The organism is Synechocystis sp. PCC 7509, assembly GCF_000332075.2.
In the GTDB taxonomy this organism is placed as follows: Bacteria; Cyanobacteriota; Cyanobacteriia; order Cyanobacteriales; family Chroococcidiopsidaceae; genus Aliterella.
The window spans coordinates 2,718,085-2,741,591 of the sequence record NZ_ALVU02000001.1; the positions used below are offsets into that span (position 1 = coordinate 2,718,085).

General features: G+C 41.1%; 27 protein-coding genes. 21 read left to right on the plus strand and 6 right to left on the minus strand.

Translation table 11 applies throughout. The features are described from left to right. The first annotated feature begins 63 nt into the window (after window positions 1-63). From SYN7509_RS0213570 to lepB, 10 genes are all read left to right on the plus strand, one after another. Window positions 64-687, plus strand: a complete 624-nt coding sequence (locus SYN7509_RS0213570; protein ID WP_009633243.1) for a cytochrome c oxidase subunit 3 — start codon at window positions 64-66, stop codon at window positions 685-687. A gap of 225 nt (window positions 688-912) precedes the next feature. Beyond that, on the plus strand, window positions 913-1,827 hold the full coding sequence (locus SYN7509_RS0213575; protein WP_009633244.1) for a PIN domain-containing protein: 915 nt from the start codon (window positions 913-915) through the stop codon (window positions 1,825-1,827). Window positions 1,828-2,076: 249 nt separating this feature from the next. Then, complete coding sequence (locus tag SYN7509_RS0213580) at window positions 2,077-2,490, plus strand: element excision factor XisH family protein (RefSeq protein WP_009633245.1); 414 nt, start codon at window positions 2,077-2,079, stop codon at window positions 2,488-2,490. Beyond that, window positions 2,478-2,813: a XisI protein gene (locus SYN7509_RS0213585; RefSeq protein ID WP_009633246.1), complete on the plus strand. Its 336-nt coding sequence runs from the start codon at window positions 2,478-2,480 to the stop codon at window positions 2,811-2,813. Before SYN7509_RS0213580 ends, SYN7509_RS0213585 begins: the two co-directional genes overlap by 13 nt. Before the next feature lie 87 nt (window positions 2,814-2,900). After that, on the plus strand, window positions 2,901-3,209 hold the full coding sequence (locus SYN7509_RS0213590) for a type II toxin-antitoxin system HicA family toxin (protein ID WP_009633247.1): 309 nt from the start codon (window positions 2,901-2,903) through the stop codon (window positions 3,207-3,209). Next, a complete protein-coding gene (locus tag SYN7509_RS0213595) occupies window positions 3,206-3,424 on the plus strand; it encodes a type II toxin-antitoxin system HicB family antitoxin (RefSeq protein ID WP_009633248.1) in 219 nt (72 codons plus the stop codon). The genes SYN7509_RS0213590 and SYN7509_RS0213595 overlap by 4 nt, the downstream gene beginning before the upstream one ends. A gap of 365 nt (window positions 3,425-3,789) precedes the next feature. Then, the gene (locus tag SYN7509_RS0213600; RefSeq protein ID WP_009633249.1) at window positions 3,790-4,413 is read left to right on the plus strand and encodes a hypothetical protein; all 624 of its coding nucleotides are present in this window, start codon (window positions 3,790-3,792) and stop codon (window positions 4,411-4,413) included. 718 nt (window positions 4,414-5,131) lie between these two features. Then, on the plus strand, window positions 5,132-5,605 hold the full coding sequence (locus SYN7509_RS0213605) for a type II toxin-antitoxin system VapC family toxin (protein WP_009633250.1): 474 nt from the start codon (window positions 5,132-5,134) through the stop codon (window positions 5,603-5,605). Between the two features lie 3 nt (window positions 5,606-5,608). Then, the gene (locus tag SYN7509_RS0213610; RefSeq protein ID WP_009633251.1) at window positions 5,609-5,836 is read left to right on the plus strand and encodes a hypothetical protein; all 228 of its coding nucleotides are present in this window, start codon (window positions 5,609-5,611) and stop codon (window positions 5,834-5,836) included. Window positions 5,837-6,139: 303 nt separating this feature from the next. Then, window positions 6,140-6,709: a signal peptidase I gene (gene lepB / locus SYN7509_RS0213615; RefSeq protein WP_009633252.1), complete on the plus strand. Its 570-nt coding sequence runs from the start codon at window positions 6,140-6,142 to the stop codon at window positions 6,707-6,709. Here lepB and SYN7509_RS0213620 read toward each other — a convergent pair. After that, window positions 6,706-7,218 carry a ComEA family DNA-binding protein gene (locus SYN7509_RS0213620; RefSeq protein WP_009633253.1) on the minus strand — a complete coding sequence of 171 codons (513 nt, stop codon included), beginning with the start codon at window positions 7,216-7,218 and terminating at the stop codon, window positions 6,706-6,708. The genes lepB and SYN7509_RS0213620 overlap by 4 nt on opposite strands. A gap of 25 nt (window positions 7,219-7,243) precedes the next feature. Beyond that, entirely contained in the window at window positions 7,244-7,624 is a 381-nt protein-coding gene (locus SYN7509_RS0213625) for an NINE protein (RefSeq protein ID WP_009633254.1), read from the minus strand. A 182-nt stretch (window positions 7,625-7,806) separates the two neighbouring features. Here SYN7509_RS0213625 and SYN7509_RS0213630 point away from each other — a divergent pair, with 182 nt between their 5' ends. Then, window positions 7,807-8,130 (plus strand): DUF1825 family protein, encoded by a 324-nt coding sequence (locus SYN7509_RS0213630; RefSeq protein ID WP_028954306.1) that lies wholly within the window; start codon window positions 7,807-7,809, stop codon window positions 8,128-8,130. Window positions 8,131-8,157: 27 nt separating this feature from the next. On the opposite strand, the gene SYN7509_RS0213635 is transcribed toward SYN7509_RS0213630, so the two are convergent. Further along, complete coding sequence (locus tag SYN7509_RS0213635; RefSeq protein WP_009633256.1) at window positions 8,158-10,068, minus strand: transglycosylase domain-containing protein; 1,911 nt, start codon at window positions 10,066-10,068, stop codon at window positions 8,158-8,160. Window positions 10,069-10,307: 239 nt separating this feature from the next. Between SYN7509_RS0213635 and tyrS the strand changes: the two genes are divergently transcribed. The 4 genes from tyrS to SYN7509_RS0213655 all read left to right on the plus strand — a co-directional run bounded on the left by tyrS (window position 10,308) and on the right by SYN7509_RS0213655 (window position 13,591). Beyond that, window positions 10,308-11,558 (plus strand): tyrosine--tRNA ligase, encoded by a 1,251-nt coding sequence (tyrS, locus tag SYN7509_RS0213640; protein ID WP_038021675.1) that lies wholly within the window; start codon window positions 10,308-10,310, stop codon window positions 11,556-11,558. Window positions 11,559-11,567: 9 nt separating this feature from the next. Beyond that, a complete protein-coding gene (pyrF, locus tag SYN7509_RS0213645; protein ID WP_009633258.1) occupies window positions 11,568-12,281 on the plus strand; it encodes an orotidine-5'-phosphate decarboxylase in 714 nt (237 codons plus the stop codon). Beyond that, window positions 12,278-12,808, plus strand: coding sequence for a hypothetical protein (locus SYN7509_RS0213650; protein ID WP_009633259.1), 531 nt, complete (start codon window positions 12,278-12,280; stop codon window positions 12,806-12,808). The genes pyrF and SYN7509_RS0213650 overlap by 4 nt, the downstream gene beginning before the upstream one ends. Before the next feature lie 102 nt (window positions 12,809-12,910). Then, complete coding sequence (locus SYN7509_RS0213655) at window positions 12,911-13,591, plus strand: Uma2 family endonuclease (protein ID WP_009633260.1); 681 nt, start codon at window positions 12,911-12,913, stop codon at window positions 13,589-13,591. A gap of 127 nt (window positions 13,592-13,718) precedes the next feature. On the opposite strand, the gene SYN7509_RS0213660 is transcribed toward SYN7509_RS0213655, so the two are convergent. Further along, window positions 13,719-13,919, minus strand: a complete 201-nt coding sequence (locus SYN7509_RS0213660) for a hypothetical protein (protein WP_009633261.1) — start codon at window positions 13,917-13,919, stop codon at window positions 13,719-13,721. A 104-nt stretch (window positions 13,920-14,023) separates the two neighbouring features. Here SYN7509_RS0213660 and mnmE point away from each other — a divergent pair, with 104 nt between their 5' ends. Then, a complete protein-coding gene (mnmE, locus tag SYN7509_RS0213665; RefSeq protein WP_028954309.1) occupies window positions 14,024-15,391 on the plus strand; it encodes a tRNA uridine-5-carboxymethylaminomethyl(34) synthesis GTPase MnmE in 1,368 nt (455 codons plus the stop codon). Window positions 15,392-15,394: 3 nt separating this feature from the next. Here mnmE and SYN7509_RS0213670 read toward each other — a convergent pair whose 3' ends face one another. Further along, complete coding sequence (locus tag SYN7509_RS0213670) at window positions 15,395-16,360, minus strand: stage II sporulation protein M (RefSeq protein ID WP_009633263.1); 966 nt, start codon at window positions 16,358-16,360, stop codon at window positions 15,395-15,397. An 81-nt stretch (window positions 16,361-16,441) separates the two neighbouring features. On the opposite strand from SYN7509_RS0213670, the gene SYN7509_RS0213675 reads away from it, so the two are divergent. The 3 genes from SYN7509_RS0213675 to SYN7509_RS0213685 are packed head-to-tail and all read left to right on the plus strand — an operon-like array spanning window position 16,442 to window position 18,987. Continuing rightward, a complete protein-coding gene (locus SYN7509_RS0213675) occupies window positions 16,442-17,269 on the plus strand; it encodes a hypothetical protein (protein WP_009633264.1) in 828 nt (275 codons plus the stop codon). 13 nt (window positions 17,270-17,282) lie between these two features. After that, the gene (locus SYN7509_RS0213680) at window positions 17,283-18,200 is read left to right on the plus strand and encodes a hypothetical protein (protein ID WP_009633265.1); all 918 of its coding nucleotides are present in this window, start codon (window positions 17,283-17,285) and stop codon (window positions 18,198-18,200) included. Window positions 18,201-18,207: 7 nt separating this feature from the next. Continuing rightward, complete coding sequence (locus SYN7509_RS0213685; protein ID WP_009633266.1) at window positions 18,208-18,987, plus strand: RDD family protein; 780 nt, start codon at window positions 18,208-18,210, stop codon at window positions 18,985-18,987. A gap of 131 nt (window positions 18,988-19,118) precedes the next feature. On the opposite strand, the gene SYN7509_RS0213690 is transcribed toward SYN7509_RS0213685, so the two are convergent. Next, the gene (locus SYN7509_RS0213690; protein ID WP_009633267.1) at window positions 19,119-20,252 is read right to left on the minus strand and encodes a geranylgeranyl reductase family protein; all 1,134 of its coding nucleotides are present in this window, start codon (window positions 20,250-20,252) and stop codon (window positions 19,119-19,121) included. Between the two features lie 212 nt (window positions 20,253-20,464). Between SYN7509_RS0213690 and fni the strand changes: the two genes are divergently transcribed. Then, complete coding sequence (fni, locus tag SYN7509_RS0213695; protein ID WP_009633268.1) at window positions 20,465-21,514, plus strand: type 2 isopentenyl-diphosphate Delta-isomerase; 1,050 nt, start codon at window positions 20,465-20,467, stop codon at window positions 21,512-21,514. Window positions 21,515-21,630: 116 nt separating this feature from the next. Beyond that, window positions 21,631-23,466, plus strand: a complete 1,836-nt coding sequence (sppA, locus tag SYN7509_RS0213700; RefSeq protein ID WP_009633269.1) for a signal peptide peptidase SppA — start codon at window positions 21,631-21,633, stop codon at window positions 23,464-23,466. The last annotated feature ends 41 nt before the right edge of the window (window positions 23,467-23,507 follow it).

Here is a 23,507-nt window from a genome sequence, read left to right on the forward strand (position 1 = left end):
GATGGATTCTTTATTAATCATCTTTTAGCTTTTAACTTAATTACCTTATTGAGTAAAAGATTCATGCAAATTCAAACTATAGATCCAGCTAAAACGGAACTCAATCATCACCATACGGCGGAAGTAGCCGGACACCACGCAGAACACCCCGACCACCGCATTTTTGGCTTAATTATATTTTTAGTTGCCGAAGGGATGATTTTTCTAGGAATGTTTGGCGCTTACCTAGCTTTCCGTTCTATATTACCTGTTTGGCCCCCCGCAGGAACACCGCGTTTAGAATTGTTGCTACCTGGAGTTAACACAGTTTTGCTAATTTCTAGCAGCTTTGTCATGCACAACGCTGATGTCGCGGTGAAGAAAAACGACGTTAAAGGAATGCAAAAATGGTTGGCAATTACCGCCGCAATGGGGGCAATTTTCTTAGTTGGGCAACTATACGAGTACAGCCATTTAGAATTTACCCTAACTACAAACTTGTTTGCTAGTGCCTTTTACGTTTTAACAGGGTTTCACGGATTGCACGTATTTATCGGCGTGAGTGCGATCGCCGCCGTATTATGGAGAAGTCGCAAGGCTGGACACTACAGCAGCGAAAAGCACTTTGGCGTAGAAGCTGCCGAAATTTATTGGCACTTTGTAGACGTAGTGTGGATTATTTTGTTCGGCTTGTTGTACTTGCTATAATCGCTGCAAAACTAACTATAAAAGAGCCTCCAATTGGGGGCTTTTTTAATTAATAAACATAGCTGATTTGGTCTATAGGTATTAGAAAAAATCTGCATATTATGCCTGTAAAGGAATGTGACACTTATACTACAGAAACATGAAGTAAAAGATTGTGTGGAGATTTTTATTATAATCAATAGTTACATGGCTTTGTAATTTATTATATTTACTTTGTAGCTAAGTATGAAAAAAATATTTATTGATGCAAACATATACTTGAATTTTTTTGATAGTAATAAGCCAGAGCTAAAAAAATTACTTTGTTCTCTTTTAGAGAGTAAAAATAGTTTATTTATAAATGCACAAATTGTTAATGAAGTCAACAGGAATAAGCTTGGAATAGCTCAGAAGAGCTTGATAAATCATTTTACTAACTTATCCAATATTAAATCAAGCAATTTGCCCGAACATTTAGAAATGGAAAGTACAAACTTACAAAGCTGGAACAGCCAAAGTAAGAAGATACATCAAGAACAAGAAGCTCTCCAGAAAGAGCTTGAAGCTCTAATACACAAAACGCTTGAAGAAATAATGTTTTCTAACGATCAAGTTTCACGCACTTTTTCCCTTCTTTTTGAAGGCGCTCTAGAAGCATCTGAGCCTGAATTTCAAGCAGCAAGGCTTAGAAAAGAGTTAGGTAATCCCCCAGGTAAACCTAATGATCCTTTAGGCGACCAAATATCTTGGGAGCAATTTTTGAATTTCTCAAGAGGCTCAGAAAAAATATGGATTATTACTAATGATTTAGATTACTACACAGTATTTAAAGGTAAGAGATACCTAAATTCATTTTTATATAATGAGTTATTTAAAGCTAAAGCTAATCCTCCCTCAATTTTTTGTTTTGCAAGTTTGGCAGAGGGATTAAGGCATTTCAACGAAAATAGCTTAGAAAAAATCGATAATTTGCCTACTGACGAGGAGCTTAAACTTATTACTGAAGAGGAACTTTCTAGCTCAGTAGCTCAAACAGAAGCTTCAAGGTTTTTTCCTGTTTTTGAACAAGGGAAGCTTACATATGTATATTTGCCACCTGGATTCAAATCTCCTAATCATTATATTCAGTATCTTAGAACATATGATTCAGAAGAATGGTAGCAGTAGCAATTCAAAGTTGCAAATCTTACTTATGATTTTATCAGATATTAAGTGATGAATATGCAATATAGCAAGCCTGTTGGAGTGGATATATTAATGGTATTACAAAGGTTACTTACAGCCGCTCAACAGGAACGTTAGTGTAAATACTTTCTGGGAAGAAGTGCGAAGTCTTTTTATAGTGCTTATTAGTTGCAAAGACTTCGCCCTACCATAAAACTATTTGATACTATCTAACTAAGGCGATTTGTGAGAGATGTTTTTCATCAAGTAGTTAAAGTTGCATTGCAAAAAGATGGATGGACTATAACTCACGATCCCTTGTCGATTAGCTCTGGTGGTGTGAATATGGCAATTGACTTAGGGGCTGAAAAGATGATTGCGGCAGAAAAAGATGATGTAAAAATAGCAGTAGAAGTCAAAAGTTTTTTAGAATATTCCTCAGCAATTTCTGGCTTTCACATGGCGCTAGGACAATTCATTAATTATCGTGGAGCATTGAGGAAAGAAGACCCAAATCGCTTGTTATATTTAGCTGTACCTCTAACTACATACAATACATTTTTTCAGTTAGATTTTCCGCAGTGGATAATGCAAGAAAATCAAGTCAAATTAGTTATTTACGAGCCAGAAAGTGAGGTCATTGTTGAATGGAGAGAATAAAAATATACCAGCAGCACGTACAACAGCTACTTTCAAAATATGCTCAATATAAGCCTGCTTATGGAGAAATTGAAGTAGAAACAATTTTTGATGTAGAACGAAACCACTATCAAATTGTGCATATAGGATGGCATCAACAACGCTGGATACATACTTGCATAATTCATATTGATATTAAAAACGATAAAATTTGGATTCAGTGGAATGCAACAGAAGCAGACATTGCCTCAGAGTTAGTAGAATTGGGCGTACCTAAAAAAGATATTGTCTTAGGATTTCAGCCGCCTTTCATGCGCCAATTTACAAGCTATGCGGTGAGTTGAAACTTTGGTTATAAAATGCGATCGCGCATCCAAAAATAAAAGTATTAAGTTGAGGATAAAGTCTTTTTAAAGTGCTGATTAGTTAAAATGCGATCGCTTAAACACTTCAAGCTCTATTACCGAATTTTTCCGTATAGTGAGAAAATAGGATGGAACACCAAAACAATCTCCACGCCCAGGAAGATTCGCGAGTTAAAATCTCAGATTGCGCGTGAAGGATTTATTTACTTGCCCAAGCGCGGTAAAGGTAGCCATGAGCGTTGGCGGCATCCTCAACTTAGAAAAACACTGACAATCTCTGGCAAAGATGGAGATGATGTGCCACTTTACCTAGAAAAACAACTAGCAAATTTACTTGCTGCACTAGAAGAGTTAAGGGAGGACGAGGATTTATGAATCGGTACAGCATGATTGTTCAATGGTCTGATGAAGATCGGCTTTTCCTAGTTACGATTCCAGAATTTGCCGATCTTGTTGTAATGCCTTGTACTCATGGCAAAAATCGTGAGGAAGCAATTCACAACGGTGAAGAAATTATTGAAATGTATTTGGAAGCTTGGCAAGCAGAAGGCGAACCTATTCCTGAACCTAGGACGCAACAGATTGCCTAATGGTTGCAGTTAATTTAATAAATATAGAAAAACTAGCAATACACTGATGGGAGAAGTGCGGAGTCTTTTTATAATTCTAATTAGTTAAAAAGACTTCGCCTCAACAGTTCAAGATTTATTAAATAAGTTTTCCGTATAACACCGCTTACAAGGTGGATACGCAGAAAAATTCCGTATACTTTCCAAATATGGATGTTATACAGACAATTTCTTCTTATCATGCCTAAAAATGACTAGGATGCTTGTATATTGTGCTTTGTCAAAAGATTATGTGCAAAATTTCAGTATAATGAATAGTTTTTCTGCCTGATTTTAGAAAATGTTACTGCTTAGTTAGTTTATTACAAGAATAATACGTAAGATTTATGAGTCGAAGCGGTGCTTTTTACGCAGAAATTTGGCGAAATGATCAATGGAAGCCGATTCCTACACCTAAATTCTCAAAAGGCAAGGAAATTCCAATTCCTTGTGTAAGCCCTGGGACAGCGTATGAACTATATGCTGCTCTTGCTGGATATGAGCGTTGGGGTATGTATCCACTCTGGCATACTGAACCGATAGTACCATTATCCGAACCTCGCGGCTTTCCTAATGATCTGAATCTTATTTATAAAAAATATTTTGGCTACAATGAATATCCAGAAAGTAATAAGTCGGCAATAAAAAATGCTCTATTCCATACCAATCAGCAGTATCTTACTTGGTTTCTAGTTCAAGAAGTCAATGATTATGATTGGGACAGAAAATTTCCCCCTTGGATAGGTTATGTAAAGAGTCAGTATGCTTTATTGTTTGGTGATTTATCTTCTTTTCCTGAGAACTTTCCAGAGGATGAGGGAATCTATATATTCGACGGGGAAGGCAGGACAGAAATTTCTTGGGTGGAAACTTATCGTGAGTTTGTTGGCTGTATAGATTGGTTTATTGAAGAACTCCTAAAATTAGGAAATCCAAAGGAGGTGAGGATTATTTTCTGGCTGGACTATTAGGGTACTAACTACTGCATAACAACACTATGCAAGAGACGCTCGAACGGCTCCTGTCAGTTGGACTTTTTCCAATTACTGTTCGCGCCCCTGATAGCTCAGTCGTTATGCCGCCAGAGGATTCAAGTATTTTGGTGAGGGTCAGTTTCAGTGCGATCTGTTAGTTGCGGCTGGGGTTGGGGTTGTTTGTGCTGGAATTAGTGGGAAGTTTAGGTCATTGGGGCGGTCGCGCTTGAGGTGCTAAAATTCACTCACCACCGCTAACTTTCAACGTTATACTTAACCGATACGCTTATTGAGTCCGCCCTTGATTATTTGAAGTGCGATCTGCTTGTAGTAGCGCTTCGCGATCGCAAATAGGTAAGCAAGACGCATCAACCGTTCCCAAATAGGCACATTTTTAAGAGGCTTGCGAGTTTTTTTAGTAAAATTGATGCGATCGTAGCAGAATTGTTGATTTCTTAGCTCTGTTACCCATAGACTTGAGATGTTGAAAGACGCTGCATAACAACACCCATACACGCCAACCGCCGAGAGTTAATTGGCGATAACAGAGGTTATCTGCGGCGGGTAATAGGCAACGTTTGTATAAATACTTTCTGGGACGAAGTGCGATCGCTTTTTCGGGTATGCAACGAGGAAGCCGAAATTTTAGTCTTGGTTGGAAATTACGGTAAACTCAAGTTGCTCAAAAGAATCTTTGGCAATTTATGAACTTGGCATGAGCGAAAGTATATATATTGAAACTAGCATTTTGGGCTATCTCACAGCTAGATGGACAAAAGACCTGATTATGGCTGCAAATATTGAAATAACTAAAGACTGGTGGGAGTCTCGTCGAAATACCTTTACCCTCTTCACTTCAGAGGCGGTTTTAGAGGAAGTAGCACTAGGAGATCCAGCGATTGCGGCTCAACGACTAGAAATTTTGCAGAGTTTTTCCTTGTTATCCCTAAATCTTGCTGTACAAGGTTTAGCGGCACAATTCCTGACTCGAAGCAACTTACCTCCAAAAGCAAAAATTGACGCAATTCACATTGCCGCCGCCACCATTCACGGCATGGATTATCTGCTAACGTGGAATTGTAAGCATATTGCGAATGCTCAAATCCAGGGAAAGTTGGCGGAGATTAGTCTCGATTCTGGCTATGTACTGCCTGTCCTCTGCACACCAAACGAACTGATGGGATATTAGGTCATGTGGCAAGATGAAATTGTTGAAGAAATCCACCAAATCCGCGAAGCGTATGCAAAGTCGTTCAATTATGACCTAGACGCAATATTTGAAGACTTACGCAAAAAGGAAACTGAAAGCGGCAGAGAAGTTGTACGTTTGTCGCGAAAGCGCGATCTAAAAACACGTTGGAGTGGACGAGCGAGAGATATTGGTGAGGATTCACCAGATACTAGCCGCCGCTCAACTTAGCCGTTAGCGTAGATACTTTTTAGGAAGAAGTGCGAAGTCTTTTCTCACTATAAAACCCTTTGATCTACCTTTAAGAGCGAAAAGCACACAGTTACTAAAAAGTCTCTAATTGGAGACTTTTTAACCAATATTTTTTGATCTACTGGCTTTTTATTCTACTTTGAGACTCAAACTCCCTTAAAATTAAAGTTGTTAGCTATTTTTTTGCGCCCAACCTATGGGCAATAAATCTTAACCAGTTGATAGAATTGCTGTTTGAGCAATACAAAAGCTAGTCGCTTTCATGGGCAAAGTAATTTTTATATGACATCAAAAGACCAAAAATCAATAGAAGCGCCTTTATGGCTACGGGTTTGGCGCTCCCAGCAAGAGAATTTTCAGCTAATTTTTATTGCTTTGTTTTTAGCGCTGCTAATCCGTGCCTTTGTTGCCGAACCTCGCTATATTCCCTCGGATTCTATGCTACCTACTTTGCACACAGGCGATCGCTTAGTAGTAGAAAAACTTTCCTATCATTTTCACCCACCCGCGACGGGAGATATTATTGTTTTCCATACTCCCCAACAATTACAAGCTGCCTATGATAAAGAACAAGCCTTTATTAAGCGCGTGATTGCCACTCCCGAAGAAACCGTAGGCGTTACCAATGGCAAAGTATATCTAAACAACCATCCCCTACAAGAAAACTATATTGCCGAACCTCCGGCTTATCGCTTATTACCCCAGCAAGTTCCCGAACATAGTGTTTTTGTGATGGGCGATAACCGCAACGATAGTAACGATTCTCACGTTTGGGGCTTTTTACCGGAGGAAAATATCATTGGGCGGGCAACTTTTCGTTTTTGGCCGCTTAGTCGCATCGGTTTTGTTTAAAACTGTAGGTAATACATCAACTGGCTAATTAAAGCCCCAGGTAGCGATAGCCGCCGTTGAAAATCTACTAAGTTGCGGTACGCACCTTGTAAATCTCGATTGTGAACTATAGATTGAGCTAAACGCAAATCAATGGCAGGAATTTCTGTTAATTGCTCAATGGTGGCAATATTTGGGCTAAGAGGGGCAATGGTGAGAATTTCATCGTAGTAACAAAACTTGAGTACCGGGACTAAAGGTTGCAAATGCTGGACAGAAATACTCAAAGCTGCGGCAATATCTTCTATACAGCAAAATTGTACTCCCGCTTGACATAATTGCACCAAGTTCCGCGCTTGATGAATAGACAACCCAGGAAGCCGCAACCAATCGTCTACCTTGGCTTTATTCACATCAATTTGAATGCCTAAATCTGCGGCGATCGCAATTTCTGCCCTTGACTGTAGCCGATAATAAGGATCGTTTAATAATTTAGTGCGAATTGATTGCGCTGAGGGTAGCCATTGCATGATTTGGTTGATTATAAATAGCTTCTCAATCAATTTTATCCAACATTTGGCGGCGTTTCTGCTCAAACTCGTATTCAGAAATTAGCCCGTCTTCCCGCAAACCGTCTAACTGACGCAGGTCCTCAGAAATTGTTTTAACATTATTTGGCTCTGTCACTACTTTAGATGAGTAATTTTGCCCATTTTGGTTAAAATTATCGTCAAATTCTGCTTCATTTTGCAACAAGTACCATAAACCCTCAATAGCACTAGCCGCACGAGGTATAGGTGTCCAAGATAGTAGCAAGTATACTACTCCCCACAAAGGCTGACCTAGATAAAACTTATGCCATCCAGCAATCGGGCTGATAGTTCCCGTCAAAGCTAAAACTGCGGCAATTTTTCGACTTTTTGACCGATCGCTCATGTTTCGGCAACTCTAAATTCTTCTCCAGCAAGATTGATTATACACAAAATTGTTTATTAGTCAAGTGTAGAAATCTCACCGATCGAGATATTTAAGCCAAACCTTAAGTCTAGACTAGAATGATATTAAACGCCAAAGTGAAAATATTTTGGGCGATCGCACCTTTGTTATCCAAAAGCGCTATGGGATTTTTTGATTCTGAGATAGTCCAACAAGAAGCCAAACAACTATTTGAAGAATACCAAGCTTTAGTAAAGCTGGGTAATAGTTACGGCAAATTTGACCGCGACGGCAAAAAGCTGTTTATCGAACAAATGGAATCAATGATGGAGCGCTATAAAATTTTTATGAAACGCTTTGAGTTATCAGAAGATTTTATGGCTCAGATGACGGTAGAACAACTTAAAACTCAGCTAAATCAATTTGGTGTTACGCCGCAGCAAATGTTCGATCAGATGAACTCTACTTTAGAGCGGATGAAAGCTGAGTTAGAAAAGGGAGTGTAGAGACGTTGCACTGCAACGTCTCTACGATTATCGAGGGCGATCGAAATCCGAAGCCGGACGGAAGTTTTGTGCGGGCGTACCTTTCAAAGCTTTGGTCATAAAGTCCCGCCAAATCGGAGCAACAAAAGTACCACCAGTAGAACCATAACCCAACGGACGATAGTTATCATTTCCTACCCATACAGCCGTTGCTAATTGTGGCACGTAGCCCACAAACCAAATATCCCGCTCGGAAGATGTTGTTCCAGTCTTTCCGGCGGCGGGGCGACCAATTTGGGCAGCTTTTCCCGTACCGTTATTAATTACGCCTTGCATGACACTGGTTAGCGAAGCGGCAGCCCAAGGTTCGAGGACTAATTGAGGTTTGGGGGTATTATCTAATAAAACATTGCCATTGCTATCGGTAACACGGACAATCACCGTAGGCTCTGATTTCCAACCATAATTAGCCAAAGTGGCATAAGCATTAGCCATCTCTAGAGGAGTTACACCAATTGCACCTAAAGGCAAAGAGGTTACAGGCTCCATCGGGCTATTAATACCCAAAGTCCGGCAAGTTTCGATCACTTTATTCATTCCTACCGCCCGCCCAATTTTGATCGCCGGAATATTGCGCGATACTTCTAAAGCTTTACGAATCGACATTGCGCCGCTAAAGGAACTATCGTAGTTTTTGGGATAGTAATAACCACTAGCTTCTCGATACCGGACGGGGGTATCGGAAACAATAGAATTAGGGGTGTATTTGCCTGTGGCAAAAGCTGTGTAGTAAACAAAGGGTTTAAAAGCCGAACCCGGTTGACGGATAGCTTGAATGGCACGGTTAAATTCGCTCTTCTTGGGATTTACACCTCCCACCAGCGCTTTAATAAAATGCGTGCGCGGATCGATGGCTACGAGCGCCATTTGGTCAGCACGGACACCTTGACGGCGCAATCGGCGATGGGAATTAACTACTGTTTCTTCTGCCATAGTTTGCATTTTGGCATCAATTGTAGTTTGTACCCGCATTCCACCTTTTAAAACTGCGTCACGCCCAAAACGTTTGATTAACTCGGTGGAAGCTGCATTAGTCACGTAAGGACTTGCACTACCTTGAAACGATTTAATCTTGCCTAGTGTAATTTTTTGGGCGCGGGCTTTGGCTTCTTCTTGGGGTGTAATCCAGCCTAAATCGCGCATTCGTCGCAACACCGTATGTTGTTGCTCAATGGCTTGTTTCCTGTTCACAAACGGACTGTAATCTTGGGGGGCTTTGATTAAACCTGCCATCATTGCTGATTCGGCTAAAGTTAAAGTTCCTGCCGATTTGTTGAAATAGCTACGGGCGGCAGTTTGTACGCCGTAGTTGTTGTGACCCCAATAAATTTGATTGAGGTACAATTCTAAAATTTGGTCTTTGGTCAAAATTTGTTCGATCCGGATTGCCAGCACTCCCTCGGCGAGTTTGCGGCTAAAAGTACGCTGGCGAGAGAGAAAGACATTTTTCATCAACTGCATAGTTAATGTTGAGCTACCTTCTCTAACCGAACCTTTTTGATAGTTGACTACGAGCGCCCGTCCTACACTAATGGGGTTAATGCCTTTGTGGTAATAAAAATTGCTATCCTCGATCGCAATTACGGCTCTTTTTATGTCCGGGGAAATTTTATCTAGGGGTGCAACTTCTCGGTTAGCTTCTCCATGAATACTAGATAAAAGCTTGCCTTTGATGTCGTAAATATAGCTCGTCTCGGCAGGAATATAGGTGCGTAAAACTCTGACATCGGGCAAGTTACGGAAACTGAGGGCTAAACCAACTAATCCCCCGGCGGCGATCGCACTTCCTAACATTGTTATTGCTAGGAGAGTTCCCCCCGTTACTTTGGTAATATCTTTAACAAACTTAAAACTAGGACTAGAACCTTTATCTTTTTTGTGAATAATACTAGATGACACAGTTATGTAACTTCCTCACTTTAATAATTAGGACGGGTAACGGTAGTAACAAAGGATTTTTTAATATTTGGGGAAAGAAATCTTCTTCAGATTTCCAGCGACAATAGAGTTAATTTTTGCAATTATAGTAGTTTGACGAGGCAAACAATATCAGTAAATTGCTAGTGAATGTACTTAATTTAGCTAAAAAATCGCCAATAAGTGATTTGGAAGTATTAAAAAAATTGACTTTTAGGCGGATGCAAAACCTAGAAACAACCAATATCAAAGCCATTTCCCAACTTGCAACCAAAAGTAATAATTGGCTGCGTCGGGGGACGAGTGAGATTTTCCCCGATCGCACCGATAGTAATAATCCCCAAGAGAACCTCGAAAAGCTGCTTAAAACTACTGGTACTTTGCGGATAAAATTGGGCATCGATCCAACGGGGGCAGATATTCACCTTGGTCATAGTATACCAGTGCGGAAACTAAGAGCTTTTCAAGATGCGGGACATACAGCAGTTTTGATTATTGGCGATTTTACTGCCAGAATTGGCGATCCGACGGGCAAATCTGAGGTACGCCGTCAGCTAACCGAGGAAATAGTAGCCCAAAATGCCCAAAATTATCTGGACCAAGTTCGACCAATTTTAGATTTTGATACGCCCGGAAGGTTGGAAGTACGTTACAACTCTGAGTGGTTGGCAAAACTAGATTTGGCAGAAATTTTAGGATTGTTGTCAACGATGACAGTAGGACAGATGTTGGCAAAAGAAGGATTTAGCGATCGCTTTACACAAGAAAACCCGATTTATCTGCACGAATTTCTTTACCCGTTGATGCAAGGCTACGATTCAGTGGCAATTGATGCGGATGTAGAATTAGGCGGGACAGACCAAAAATTCAACATTGCTGTAGGGCGAGACTTACAAAAACATTTTGGTAAAACTCCCCAATTTGGGTTATTAACACCAATTTTGTTAGGGACAGATGGCGTACAGAAAATGTCTAAGTCGCTGCACAATTATGTAGGCTTATCGGAAGATCCGTTAACTATGTACTCAAAGCTTGAAAAAACTCCTGATAGCTTGCTAGAGCAGTATTTTGAGCTATTAACAGATTTATCTTTAGACCAATTGCCAGCAAATCCGCGCGATCGCCAGAAACTCCTAGCTCTTGATATTGTTACTCAATATCACGGTAAAGAAGCCGCCCAGCAAGCTCAAAGCGCAGCTTTATCAATAACCAGTGGTAGTACGACGCGATCGGATTCTGTACCAGAGTTTTCCCTTTCCTCAATCCAGTTTCCCACCAAGTTAGCAAATATTTTAAGTGGGAGCAGCTTGTGTAAAAGTAATGGAGACGCTAGAAGGCAAATTCAGGGGGGCGCTATCCGCTTAGATGGAGAAAAAATCGAGCAAGCTGATTTAGCATTTGATGAACCCAATCTTTTGTATGACAAGGTTTTACAGTTTGGCAAAACCAAATTTATCCGCTTAGTACCGTAATAATTTACTATGCCTTTATCTCAAATCATCGTGCCGCTAGACGTTGCTACCGAAACAGATGCGATCGCATTAATCGACAAGTTGCCAGAAGTTACTTTTTGGAAAGTAGGTTTGGAGTTATTCGTTAGCACTGGCGCTAAAGTGGTAAAAATCCTCAAAGAACGGCAAAAACAAGTGTTTTTAGACCTCAAGCTGCACGATATTCCGAATACCGTTGCCGGAGCAAGTCGGGCGGCGGCGCGGTACGGGGTAGATTTACTCACTATTCATAGTACCTGTGGTAGAGAAGCGCTGAAGTTAGCCCACAAAGCAATTCAACAAGGCGCTCAAGAATCTGGGGTTGCACCAACTAGATTAATTGCCATTACCGTATTAACCAGCCTGTCATCGCGGCAACTTGCCTTTGACTTGAAAATTCCTTTAGAATTGCCAGAATACGCTTTGCAAATGGCTTTAATGGCGCAAGAATCGGGGCTAGAAGGGGCAGTTTGTTCGCCTCAAGAAGTAGCACAACTAAAAGATAGTTGCGGTAAAGATTTTTTGCTAGTTTGTCCTGGTGTGCGCCCAACTTGGGCAGAAACTGGAGATCAAAAGCGCAGTATGACACCCGCTCAAGCGATCGCATTAGGAGCAGATTATTTAGTTATTGGTCGTCCCATTACGGCGGCGGCTGACCCTAAAGCAGCTTGGCAGCGCATTTGTGACGAAATAGCCCAAGCATGAAATTACTAGGGATTGTAGCTTGTATTTTATCGCTTACAGATTGTGGTGCGAAGGCTCAAGTTCCTTTATCTAACTGCCAAAAACAAGATATAGAAACCCTCACAACCCAATTAGTCAAAGACTTACCCAGCTATACTAATCGCGTCAATCAAAAGTCTCGCCGTTTAAAACGCAGCGTAGATATTTATAGTTACGTGCTGATAGCTGGAAAAGCAGAATTTGCCCCTTTATCTCTTGGCCCTAGGGAGTATTTGCCAACGTTACCAGTTTCCGAGCAGCCCCAGCAAGTATTTATCACAACTCTAGAGCGCCAATACAGCACTGGAAAATTAGTTCAATTGCAACAGTATCATTGGCTATTTTTGACCCAAACAACGGGCGGTTGGCGGTTGGCATTTATGTTTTCGCGGACGGGGACTTATCCTAACTCTCAACCACCCACGCCACCAAGAGAAAGCAGTAATGGCTCTGTTGCTCAAGCTGTAAAAACTTGGCTGCGCGACTGCCAAGCAGGAACACTGAGATAATTAGGCGGAAAAAATAGGGTGTGGCTTTGCCTCCCCTATTGTTTTCCAAGAAAGGCGATGCTTGCTAAACTCAAAGCAGCAATCTGTACCTAAAAAGTAGTTATGTCTGTTGCCAAAGACTTTGAAATTATTGAAAGTACCGCCGAAGATGTTATCTTTCCTCCAGGAGAATTAGATAGCGACGAGCCACCATTGGAAACCGAATTGCATTTGCGGCAAATTATCCTACTGTTACAGTGCCTTGAATTGTGTTGGCAAGACCGAAACGATTTTTATGCTGTAGGTAATTTAACTATTTACTACAGCCAACGGCAGCGCAAAAGTGAGGATTTTCGGGGCCCAGACTTTTTTGTCGTTTTAGGCACAGAGCGCAAACCTCGTAAAAGTTGGGTAGTTTGGCATGAAAACGGCTTGTATCCTAATATAATTATCGAATTATTGTCTGACTCAACAGCTAAAGTAGATCGAGGCTTAAAAAAGCAGATTTATCAAGATACTTTCCATACTCCAGAATACTTTTGGTTCGATCCAGAGAGTTTAGAATTTGCCGGATTTCGTTTAATAGACAGCACGTATCAGCCTATAGAACCAAACGATCAAGGCTGGATGTGGAGTCAGCAGTTAGAACTGTATTTAGGTATTCACGAGCAAAAATTACGCTTTTTTACAGTAGTTGGGTTGTTAGTTGCGACACCGATGGAAGTTGCTCAACAACAAACTCAAAGAGTAGAAATCTTAGCCGCCAAATTGCGCGAATTAGGTATAGATACAGATAATATTTGAGCTAAATTAAACAGGCGATCGCGCTTTGGCGTTGCTGAAACAATGATTTTACGAAATCTTTAAACCAATGCTAGAGACGTTGCACTGCAACGTCTCTACTTAGATTAATATATTTAATCGGCTTATACTATTCTTCAGGATAAACCCACTTGGGCGGCTCGGTCATTTTTTTCCTCAGCCTTTCTTCGGCAATTTCTAACATCCGATCTAAGGAAGTTTCTTGAATAAATTTTGCTGACTCTTGCTTGTATTCTAAGTTGGGGCATTTATCGCCTAAAACACAGCCATTAATACAGGCGGTAGCACAGTCAATCGTAGTTTCTGGCATATAAAAGTACGAAAATTGTTGTATTGGTAACTGTTTTTGATTATAAAACTTCGTTTAACGCGATCGCACTTCGTCACTTATAGCTAGGATAGATATTTTAAATGCTGGCAACTAATGAAACTATAGCTGCGATCGCCACGGCGGTTGTTCCGACTCAAGGTAGTGTGGGAATTGTCCGCTTATCGGGAGTTACGGCGTACAAAATTGCTCAACAGATTTTTCAATCTCCCGGTACGCAAGTATGGGAATCCCACCGTATTGTTTACGGCTATATTCGCCATCCCAAGACGCAGCAATTAATTGATGAGGCATTGCTACTAATTATGCTCTCTCCCCGCTCCTACACCCGCGAGGATGTAATAGAGTTTCACTGTCACGGGGGAATTATGGCAGTACAGCAAGTTTTGCAACTATGTTTAGAAGCTGGTGCTAGGTTGGCGCAACCAGGAGAATTTACTTTAAGAGCGTTTTTAAACGGAAGGCTGGATTTAACTCAAGCTGAAAGCATTAACGATTTAGTAGGGGCAAAATCTCCCCAAGCAGCACAGGCGGCTTTAATGGGATTAGAAGGGTTCTTGCGATCGCCTATTATTCAATTACGCGCTACTTGCTTAGATATATTAGCTGAGATTGAAGCGCGGATTGATTTTGAGGAAGATTTGCCACCCCTTAATATTGAAGATATTACAGCCAAAATTAGCCAATTATTAGTAAAAGTAGGTGAAATTCTAGAAACAGCTAACCGAGGCGAACTCTTACGCAGTGGATTGAAAATAGCTATAGTTGGTAGACCAAACGTAGGTAAATCTAGCTTACTAAATGCGTGGAGTAAATGCGATCGGGCGATCGTTACAGATTTACCCGGTACAACCCGCGATGTAGTAGAGTCTCAGCTAGTTGTTGGCGGTATTCCGGTGCAAGTATTAGACACGGCGGGAATCCGAGAGACAAGCGATAAAGTTGAAAAAATTGGTGTAGAAAGAAGTCTTACCAGCGCTCAAGGTGCAGACTTGGTATTGCTGACAATAGATGCTTTTGCAGGGTGGACAGAGGAAGACGCAGACATCTACACCTCAGTACAACATCGTCCGGTAATTTTAGTAATTAATAAAATTGATTTAGTAGAAACCAAACCTCAACTACCCGACAATATTACGCTGACGGTAGAGACGGCGGCGGCGCAAAATAAAGGTATTGAGAGATTAGAACAAGCAATTTTGACTACCGTACAAACGGGAAGCGTCAAATCTGCGGATATGGATTTAGCAATTAACCAAAGACAAGCGGCGGCGTTGACACGAGCCAAAATTTCGTTACAACAAGTAATTGAAGCTGTAACTGACACCTTACCGCTAGATTTTTGGACAATAGATTTAAGGGGAGCAATTCAAGCCTTGGGAGAAATTACTGGGGAAGAAGTCACAGAATCAGTGCTTGACCGAATTTTCAGCCGTTTTTGTATTGGCAAATAATTTCTAAGGTGCAAACTCCCTCTTGTTCTGGCTGCAATACAAAACTAAAAGTGTAAATATAATAATTCCCACTAAATATTTAATGGCGGGGTTGACACTGGGACTAGGGGAAAAAAAACCCTCAATAGTACCAGCAATAACTAACATTGGCACGACAGCAAATAATAACTGTACTGCCTTAGAACCATAAAAGCGCAAAGCATCCAAGCGGCGATACTTACCAGGAAACAAAATGGCTTTAGCAATTAATAACCCCGCACCGCCAGCAAAAAATATCGCTGGTAATTCCAAAGCACCGTGAGGAAAGACAAACGCCCAAAAGGGATAAGCTAAATTATTTTGACCAACTAAAGTAGCGATCGCCCCAATACTTAAGCCGTTATAGCCCATAATATAGGCTGTATATAATCCGGCGCTCAATCCTCCAGTTATCGCTGCAAAGGATACAGAAATATTGTTGACTGTGATACCACTAGAAGCTAATGGCTCAATCCCTACAATTGAACCCATCCATAGCTCGTGTTTGTCTCGAACCTTAGTAATTAATTCCTGCGGCACTACAAGGGGCAAAAATGCCGGATCTTGCCAAGCATACCACCAGGCGATCGCACTCCCAAATAAAAATATCCCTGTCGCCAAGGCAATATAGCCTGATGTTTCCTGAATTAACAACGGTAAGCCAGTGCGATAAAACTCTTTTACCGCTTGCCATTCTTGTCGCCTTGAACCCTGATAAATTTGGTTGTAGGCGCGAGTTGTTAATGATTGTAAATTTTGGGTAATTAAAGTTCCCGCTTGTTGGGTACGAGCGCGGGCAAAATCTGCGGCTACCGAGCGATACAAGCTTGCTAAGGTGGCTATTTCCTCAGCTTCTAGCGATTTAATCCCTTTTTTCTCTGCCTGCCCTAGCAAGGCATCTAGACGCTTCCAGTCTGTTTCTCGTCTGGCAATCCAACGTTGAATGTTCATTAAGTTTGTGGTCAATAAGACTTTGCTAACTTAAGATAGCGCTATTCCCCTAGATAGATATAAAATTACCGGAGACTTGTTATGGCTTTGAGTTCTACGCAGCCTCTAAATGTTGGCAATGTTGTTACTACTGCCTTTCAACTTTATAAAAATCGTTTTAAGCCTTATTTTCTATTAGCACTAAAAGCTTACTTTTGGTTGCTAGTTCCGGTTTATGGTTGGGCGAAGTTTTGTGCAACTTCGGCGCTGATTTCTCGTTTGGTTTACGGCGAGTTAGTAAATCAACCAGAAACAATTAAGGACGGGACGAGATATGTCAATTCTAAGCTGTGGGAGTTTTTAGTTGCAGCTATAATTTTAGGCTTGATTGTTGTCGGTGCGTACATTGTGTTTGCGATCGCTGCGGGGATTGCGGCGGTGTTTGGTGGGTTAGTTTTCTCCACTGGAGGTAATGGTGCGCTTACAGGGATCGCTTTTGTTATTGCTGCGATCGCTTTTATTGCCCTTTTTGTAGTATTTTTGTTGATTTTAGTCCGCTTTTATGTGTATGAAGTACCTTTAGCAATTGAAGATAATATTAATGCGACTTCAACTATCAGTCGTAGTTGGGAGTTAACTAAGGGCTTTGTAGGGCGCATTTTATTAATTTCTTTTGTAGCGTTATTAATTACCCTTCCCATATTAATTTTAGGGCAGGTTGTTAGTGCAACCCTTCAATCTTCCTTTGCCGTCTTAATCGAACAACAATCAATTCTTAGCTTACCCCTGGTTATTTTGAATCTGGGCTTAAATTTTGCGCTAGGTGCTGTACAGTTGCCTTTTACACAAGCCGTTAAAGCCGTAATTTACTATGATTTACGGACTCGTAAAGAAGGCTTAGGTTTAAACTTACGCGATCGCAATATTTAACATAAAAACTATTATGGCTCAAAATTCATTGCAGCTTTTAAATGTTGGTAACGTTGTTACAACTGCCTTTCAACTTTTTAAAAATCGTTTCAAACCTTACTTTTTGTTGGCGTTTAAGGCTTATTTTTGGTTGCTAGTTCCGGTTTATGGTTGGGCGAAGTTTTTTGCAATTTCGGCGCTAATTTCTCGTTTAGTTTATAGCGAATTAACAAATCAACCTGAAACTATCAGTGGTGGGGAAAAATATGTAAATTCTAAACTATGGCAGTTTTTAGTTACATCCGTATTACTCGCCTTTATTGCTCTAAGTATCTGGATTGTTTTACTAATTGTACTTGCTATTATATTTACGGTTATAGTTTTAGTATTTAGTGGATCAATTTCAAGCTTGCAGCCAGGTGAAATTACTAATACAGTTATTAGTATAATCATGGTAATAATTAGCACTATTGGGTCGATGTTGCTCCTGATACGATTTGTTATATCTGAATTACCCCTAGCAATTGAAGATAATATTAATGCAACTTCAACTATTCGTCGTAGTTGGAAGCTAACTAAAGATTTTGGCAGTAACATTCTCTTGATTTATTGTGTAGCTTTTTTAATTACTTTGCCTTTATTAGCTTTGTCAGGGAGCGTTTACTATTTAATGTTTCAAGATTTTACTGGTAGTTTTTTAATTACCTATCCTTTATCAGCTTGGATACTTTTAGCGGTTATTGTTCGTAGGATATTTGAATTTTTGCTAGGCGGAATAATCAACAAAGCCCAAATAATTAATCTGCTACTTATTATTTTAAGTCTTTGCTTGAGTATCGTAGTAGGTGCTATACAATTACCTTTTTGGCAGACAGTTAAAGCAGTAGTTTACTACGACTTGCGAACCCAAAAAGAAGGGTTAGGATTAAATTTACGCGATCGCAATATTTAACTTATTTATGCACATTTTTAATCGAGTTACTCACCAAACGCCCGAAAGCGTAGAATTAGAATTTACTTTAGCAGGGATTGGTAGTCGGGCTTGGGCATTGGTAATTGATTACAATGTTTTGGCGGCGATTTTAATCGGCTTTTTGCTGATTATCTGGGTAATTTCTAGTTTATTAGTGGGAAGTTGGGGTAGTTTTTTTGGGACTCGGAATATAGAACTATGGTTAGGTGCGATCGCATTTATAACTATATTTGCAATTTACACTGGCTATTTTGTCTTTTTTGAGACTTTGTGGCAAGGACAAACGCCGGGAAAACGGTTAGCAAAAATTCGCGTTATTCAAGATGATGGCAGATTAATCGGACTGCAACAAGCCACTTTAAGAGCCTTAATCCGTAGTGTTGATGATACTTTTTTTGTTGGAGCATTGTTAATTATGCTGACAAAAAAAGAAAAACGGTTAGGGGATTTATTAGCGGGAACTATAGTTATTCAAACCGAAGTTTCAACCAACTCTGCAAGTTTTCCCGTATCTAGTAAGGCGCAGGAAATAGCGATGCAATTACAACAAAGTCAGGCTAATTTTAGTCAACTATTACCCGATGAATTTGCCACTATCCGCGACTATCTCCAGCGACGATCGCAAATGACCCCAAAAGCAAAAAAGGAGGTAAGTTTGCAACTCGCCAAGCAGACTAAAGCAATTATTGGCTTAGATAAACTACCTACACCCGTTGAACCGGATGTATTTTTGGAAGCCGTTTATTTGGCGTACCAACAGCAATAGGTCTAATAGATATCTCCAAATTTCAGGATTTGACCTAGAGTTTTCAAGGGTTTCAGACTCGTTTCTGGAGAAGTTTAATAGATATTTTCCCCCCTTTTTAAGGGGGGTCAGGGGGGATCGCACCCTCTACACTATCCGCCCATACCAGGAATCAAACTACCACTAAGACGCTTAAGAGCGCGTCCCGCCACTTCGCTGTAACCCATCTCTCCACAGAGAATTTTACCCATCCGTTGAGTAGCCGTAGGGCGTTTAACCCCGACTCTGTAACCAATTCCGGGAACTCGGTAAAATACCGCCGCCAAACGCTGCGCCCAAATCATTTCCGATCCCCATTCTTCGGTAATAACTTGGGTGTATTTTTCCAACGCATCCAAATCGCCACCAATAGCACGATCGATTGATTCTGCTGCCTTTAAACCGCTAAAAATTGAGGGACGAATCCCTTCGGCGGTCATCGGATCGACTACACAAGCCGCTTCCCCAGCTAAAACTGCATTTTGCGTATGCAATCTTTGATTTCCATCCCATAAACACAAAGGATGCCCGTATTGTTTGGTAGTTTTCATATCAATGCCAAACAAATGACTATATTCGCCTAAGATTTTCTTAAAATCTTGCCCTTCACCCCCGCGAAAAGTACCAATCCCAATCGAGTAACCGTCAGCTTTAGGGAAGTTCCAAATATAGCCATTTTTGACCATACCAAACTCAAAATGAGCAATATTACTGTTTTCTACCTTGGCTACAGCCTCCGCTTCTAAAGCTGCTCCCAAACGGCGCTGACGCTCTTTAAAGCCTAGTAACTTTGCCATTGGCCCTTTAGCGCCATCCGCCGCAATCAAAAATCGTCCGCTAAACTCGCCATTGCTAGTATTAACTTGCCAAGAATCGTTTTTAAACTCAATACTCTTAACTTCGGTACTGTCTTTGAGTTCTGCGCCTTGTTTTTGTGCCTGCTGGATCAAAAAATGGTCGAAAACATCGCGCCTTACCATCCACATTGGCTCTGGTGTATTTAATTGCGCTTGTACCGGATCGCCCATTTTCCAGGTGTAGCGAATAGTATTAACCTTGACAGAAATTGCTGGGGAAAAGTCAAAATCAAACCACTGGGCGATCGCCGGAGAAACCCCACCACCACAAGGCTTATATCTTGGGAGCGATTCTTTTTCTAACACTAAAACGGAACGCCCTTTTTTGGCTAAATGATAAGCAGCCGTGCCACCTGCGGGGCCTGCTCCGACAATAATGCAATCGTACATATTACTAAATTTAGCTCCAATTTATACTTAGACTGGTAGATAGCCTGAGAAGACTTTAACTAATTTTGTCTCCTTCTTCACAGACCTATTGGTAGCAAATAAGCATTTTACAAAATCAACACAATTGGTAAAAAATCGCTAAATGCTTCTATATCTTGGACGTGCTAAGGGCTGAGAGAATATTAATTATCCTGTTTTGAGTAAGATCGATTGTGAAATTGCCTATAAGCTCCCCCGACCAAACCCAAACCCGCAAAGCCGATCACCTGCGAATCTGTCTAGAGGAGGATGTGCAGTTTCGCGCCAATACTAACGGATTAGAATGCTATCGTTTTACTCATTGCTGTTTGCCCGAACTAGATCGCAGCGAAATCGATTTAACTACAACATTTTTGGGCAAACAACTATTAGCGCCATTATTAATTTCTTCGATGACGGGTGGTACAGAAGAAGCAGGAATTATTAACCAGCGTTTAGCTACTGTTGCCCAACACTATAAAATAGCTATGGGTGTAGGTTCTCAAAGAGTCGCGGTAGAAAAGCCGATGGTTGCTTCTACCTTTGCTGTGCGATCGCACGCTCCTGATATTCTCCTATTTGCTAATCTAGGTGCAGTGCAACTTAACTACAACTACGGTTTGGATCAATGTCTGCGTATAGTCGATTTGCTTCAAGCTGATGCCTTAATTTTGCACCTCAACCCCTTGCAAGAGTGTATTCAAACTACAGGCGATACTAATTTTCGTGGTCTGCTTGATAAAATTGGGATTTTATGCGAAAAGTTACCCGTACCAGTAATTGCTAAAGAAGTAGGTAACGGTATTTCGGCAGGAATGGCAAAAAAACTCCTAGAAGCGGGAGTAAAAGCAATTGATGTCGCTGGCGCGGGAGGGACATCTTGGGCAAAAGTAGAAAGTGAAAGAGCCGAAACCCCATTACAAAGGCGTTTGGGAATGACTTTTGCCGATTGGGGTTTGCCTACGGCGGAGTGTATTACAAGCATTCGCAGCGCCGCGCCAAAAGTCCCGCTCATTGCCTCTGGTGGATTGCGTCATGGTTTAGATATCGCCAAAGCTTTAGCACTAGGCGCAGATATTGGAGGGATGGCATTACCCTTTTTAGCGGCGGCGGCTCAATCGGAAGCGGCGCTTGATAGCTTAGTTGAGGTATTGATTGCCGAAATCACGACAGTATTATTTTGTACGGGAAATGCCAATATAGAACAGCTAAAATCATCGTCAGTTTTGCAAGCGTTAAGTTAGAGAAGTCGCCTAACCTACGAATTTGCAAAAGTTTAAGTTAGATTGGGAATCTATCTTACTTGAAGCAATCTGGGAAAATAAGGTTAGCTGTTAGCTACCTGCTAGGAATATCAAAAATGCGTAATTTTATTAAACAAACTTTTACAAGTGCGATCGGTAGCTTGCTAGGATTATTTATTTTCTTTGGACTAGGGACAATAGGACTGATTGGACTACTAATTGCTGTAGGTTCTCAAGATAACAGTCCGCAAGTAAAAAACAAATCGGTATTAGTATTAGATTTAGCGTTAAATATTACCGATTCTAAGCCCAACTCTACCAGCAGCGCCGCTTTGCAAGAAGCCCTATCAGGAGAAGATAGAAATAGAGTTACGCTGCGTACTGTCTTAAATACTTTAGAAAAAGCTAGGCTCGATCCGCGAATTATCGGTATTTATTTAGATGGCAGTAGAAGTAGTGAAGAAAGTACCACAGGGTTTGCCACCCTGAAAGAAGTAAGATCCGCTTTAGAGAAATTCCGCGCCGCCGGAAAAACGATTGTTACTTACAATGTGGAATGGAGCGAACGAGATTATTATCTTAGTTCCGTAGCTAACAAGATTGTGATCAATCCTTTGGGAGCAATGGAGCTTAACGGCTTAAGTTCTCAGCCGATATTTTTGGCAGGAGCTTTAGAAAAATATGGTATTGGGATTCAAATTATCCGTGTGGGTAAGTTTAAAGCCGCCGTCGAACCACTAATACTTACTAAGTTAAGTCCAGAAAACCGCCAGCAAACTGAGAGATTATTAGGCGATGTGTGGGGAGAATGGCAAAGTGCTGTTAGTACGAGTCGCAAGGTAAGTATAGATAAATTGCAACAAATCGCCGATAATCAAGGACTACTAGAAGCTACTGCCGCAAAAAGTAATGGTTTAGTTGATGAAGTAGGGTATTTTGACGAAGTTTTGGGCGAACTTAAAAAGTTAACGGGTAGCAAAGCGGACGAACGAACATTTAAACAAATTAATTTAGTAGACTATGCTGGCGTTTCTGGGAAATCCTTGGGTGTAGAGCGCAATTCAAAAAATCATATTGCCGTTGTCTACGCCGAAGGTACGATTGTGGATGGACAAGGTGGAGTTGGACAAGTAGGAGGCGATCGCTTTGCGCGTCTATTTCGCCAATTGCAGCAAGATAAAACTGTAAAAGCGATCGTTTTGCGCGTCAATAGTCCGGGGGGTAGTGCGACGGCTTCAGAAGTGATGCAGCGCGAAATTAAAATTGTCGGCAAAACTAAACCTGTCATTGTCTCTATGGGTGATGTGGCGGCGAGTGGTGGTTACTGGATTGCAACCGATGCTAAACGTATTTTTGCCGAACCAAATACAATTACTGGCTCTATAGGCGTGTTTGGAGTGTTGCCAAACTTCCAAAAACTAGCAAATAATAATGGCATTACTTGGGATGTAGTCAAAACGGCAAATCTTGCTGATAGTCAAACGGTTGCTCGTCCTAAGTCTCCTCAAGAATTGGCAGTTTATCAAAGTTCTGTCAATCGACTTTATAGTTTATTTTTGAGCAAAGTTGCCGAAGGGCGCAAAATCCCCGCCCAAAAAGTAGCCGAAATTGCCCAAGGGCGGGTATGGTCGGGGGTAGCAGCAAAAGAGATTGGTTTAGTTGATGAAATTGGTGGTATTGAGTCCGCGATCGCCTATGCCGTTAAACAAGCCAAGTTAGGCAACGATTGGCAAGTCACCGAGTATCCCACCGCCCGCAGTTTTGAACAACGTTTACTTGGACAATTGGGCAACGAAGCGCGGGTAAGATTAGGGGGTGAGGCTATAAGCAAGTCACCAGATTTGCTGACGGCGGAGTTTAAAAAACTCCAACAAGAGCTAGAAGTATTGCAATCAATGAACGATCCCAGAGGCGTTTATGCTCGTTTGCCGTTTACCTTAAAAATTGAATAAACAGCTATCCAAAAAGTAGTAAGTGAAAACACGGTTGCATT